The sequence below is a fragment of the Gemmobacter megaterium genome, from assembly GCF_900156815.1.
GTDB classification, from domain to species: domain Bacteria; phylum Pseudomonadota; class Alphaproteobacteria; order Rhodobacterales; family Rhodobacteraceae; genus Wagnerdoeblera; species Wagnerdoeblera megaterium.
The window spans coordinates 1-2,501 of sequence record NZ_FTOT01000034.1 but is presented as its reverse complement, the minus strand read 5'-3'; the positions used below and the strand labels follow the sequence as shown (position 1 = coordinate 2,501).

The 2,501-nt window shown below is 63.7% G+C and carries 3 protein-coding genes; all 3 read right to left on the bottom strand.

The window, feature by feature from the left end; translation table 11 throughout:
* Positions 1-29 precede the first annotated feature (29 nt).
* On the bottom strand, positions 30-1,517 hold the full coding sequence (tnpC, locus tag BW970_RS20155) for an IS66 family transposase (protein WP_407645270.1): 1,488 nt from the start codon (positions 1,515-1,517) through the stop codon (positions 30-32).
* Positions 1,518-1,640: 123 nt separating this feature from the next.
* Positions 1,641-1,994, bottom strand: a complete 354-nt coding sequence (gene tnpB, locus BW970_RS20150; protein WP_076534742.1) for an IS66 family insertion sequence element accessory protein TnpB — start codon at positions 1,992-1,994, stop codon at positions 1,641-1,643.
* Positions 1,991-2,416, bottom strand: coding sequence for an IS66-like element accessory protein TnpA (tnpA, locus tag BW970_RS20145; RefSeq protein WP_076534740.1), 426 nt, complete (start codon positions 2,414-2,416; stop codon positions 1,991-1,993). The genes tnpB and tnpA overlap by 4 nt, the downstream gene beginning before the upstream one ends.
* Positions 2,417-2,501 lie beyond the last annotated feature (85 nt).

The following is a 2,501-nucleotide window of genomic DNA, read 5'->3' as shown; positions in this document are numbered from 1 at the left end:
GTAAGCGTTAGCTGGCTCCCACGAGGTTTTCAGCTTGACGGCTTGAAGTTCCACGGGAGCAGGTCGTCGATGCGGCTTTGGCGGTGACCGTTTGCGATCGCGGCAAGGGTTGCCTTGAGGTAAGCAAAGGGTTCGATGCCGTTGATCTTGCAGGTCTCGATCAGCGAGGCGATGCGGCCCCATGCGACACCGCCTTCGTCGTGGCCTGCGAAGAGTGCATTCTTGCGATTGAGGGTGATCGGTCGGACGAGGTTTTCGACCCTGTTGCTATCGATCTCGACGCGGCCATCGGTCAGGAATGTTTGCAGCCCGTCCCAGTGATTGTGGATGTAGGCGAGCTTTTCGCCCAGGCGGGATTTTGCGGAGATCTTGCGACGCTCTGCCTGCAGCCAATCGCCGAAGGCTGCCAGCAGCGGAGCCGTGCGGGCCTGACGGGCCGAGAGACGCTGTCCTGGTGAAGTGGTGCGGATTTCGGCTTCAATGGCATAGAATTCGGCGATGCGACGAAGACCTTCGGCGGCGATTTCGGAGCCGTCGCGGTCGAAGACCTCCTTGAGTTTGCGCCGGGCATGCGCCCAGCAATGGGCCACCCGAACGGGTTTTCCGCCCTTGCGCGACGGTTTGGTCAGACGATTGTAGCCCGGATAGCCGTCGATTTGCAGGATGCCATCGAAGCCGGTGAGGAACGCTTCGGCATTCTCGCCCGCGCGGCCGGGGGCGTAGAAATAGACCACGCCGGGCGGATCCTCGCCGCCCCACGGCCGATCATCCCGGGCGAGCGCCCAGAGATACCCGGTTTTTGTCGCCCCGCGCCCCGGGTCCAGCACCGGGGCGGTGGTTTCATCCATGAACAGCTTGCTTGACCGTTTCAGATGTTCAGCCAGCCGGTCCACCACCGGCTTGAGGTGGAACGCGGCCTTGCCGACCCAATCGGCCAGAACCGCGCGGTGCAGATCAAGGCCTGCCCGCGCCAAGATCTGGCTCTGGCGATACAAGGGAAGATGGTCCGCATACTTGCTGACCAGCACATGGGCGAGGGTCGCCTCGGTCGGCAGGCCCGCCGTGATCAGATGGCCCGGTGCCGGCGCCTGGCGCACCCCATCGGTGCAGGTCCGGCAGGCATATTTCGGGCGAACGGTGACGATGACGCGCAACTGCGCCGGCACGATGTCCAGCCGTTCCGAGCGGTCCTCGCCGATCTTGTGCATGACCCCGCAGCCGCAGGGGCAGATCAGGCTGTCGGGTTCGATGACCTCTTCGATACGCGGCAGCGCGGCAGGCAGATTGCCGATGGTGCGCTTTGGTGCGGGCTTGGCCGCCTCGTTGCCCGTCTTGGCGGCGCGCGTCTCTTTCTCCGCCTCGACCTCGGCCAAGGCGATGGACAGGTCCTCAAACGCCAGTTGCCTCTCATCTTCGGACAGCTTTTCCGAGCGCTTGCCATGCAGGGCGTGGTTCAGTTCGGCAATCAGATGCTCTTGGCGCTTGGTGATATCCTTGAGCGCGGCAACCTCATCCATCAACGCCAAGACCGCTGCACGTTGTGCGGCGGGGATGGCGGAAAGATCAAGGGCGGGGGGTATCTGCATAGGGCAAAGCTACCACAAAACCCCCATAAAAACATGCAAAACCAAGCGGTTGATTCACTCCGCCGCAGTCGGCGGGCGGCCCTCCAGCGCCTTGACCTTGCGCCAGTCCAGACCGGAAAAAAGCGCTTCGAACTGCGCATGGTTCAGTGCCATCACCCCGTCCTTGATGGCGGGCCAAGTGAAGGTTGCGGTCTCGAGCCGCTTGTAAGCCATCACCAGCCCGGTGCCATCCCAGTAGAGCAGCTTCAGCCGATCCGCCCGGCGCGACCGGAACACGAAGACCGTGCCGGTGAAGGGATCCTTGCGCAGAACCGACGACACCAGAGCCGCCAGTCCGTCATGGCCCTTCCGGAAGTCGATGGGTTGCGTCGAGACCAGAACCCGCACCCGATTGGAAGGAAACATCATGGCCGCGATCCGATCGCCTGCACGATCTCGGCAATCCGCGCGGCCGACGTGGCACTGTCCAACCGGATCGTGACCGTCCCCGCCACGATCTCGATACGGACAGCGGGCGCAGAGGTCACGACAGCCGAGCTGCCCGCCGGATCCGCCGCCCCACGCTCCGCCTCCGAAAGCATCAGCGGTGCAAAGCAAAAAGCGTCTTCCTCCACCGCGGGCAACACCAACCTACCATCCCGCGCCCGGCCGCGCCATTCCGACAGATGGTTCGCCCGAAGCCCATAGCGCGCCGCAACCGCGTTCACCGTAACCCCGGGCTTCAGGGTCTCGGCAACAATCTGCGCCTTGACCTCGTCAGGCCACCGCTTCTGCCCATTGGGCCGGATCTCCACCCCGTAATCCCTGAGAAACTCCATCGTAGTCGCCATCGCGAAACTCCCGCACCCATCTCCGTAAGGCGCGAAATCTCAGGTCCGAGGAACCGGGGGAAGGTGGGAGCCAGCCGCCGCTTAC

Coding starts and splice junctions, on each gene's coding strand:
- tnpC (WP_407645270.1), bottom strand. CDS start 1,517: ATGGATGAGGTTGCCGCGCTCAAGGATATCACCAAGCGCCAAGAGCAT.
- tnpB (WP_076534742.1), bottom strand. CDS start 1,994: ATGATGTTTCCTTCCAATCGGGTGCGGGTTCTGGTCTCGACGCAACCC.
- tnpA (WP_076534740.1), bottom strand. CDS start 2,416: ATGGCGACTACGATGGAGTTTCTCAGGGATTACGGGGTGGAGATCCGG.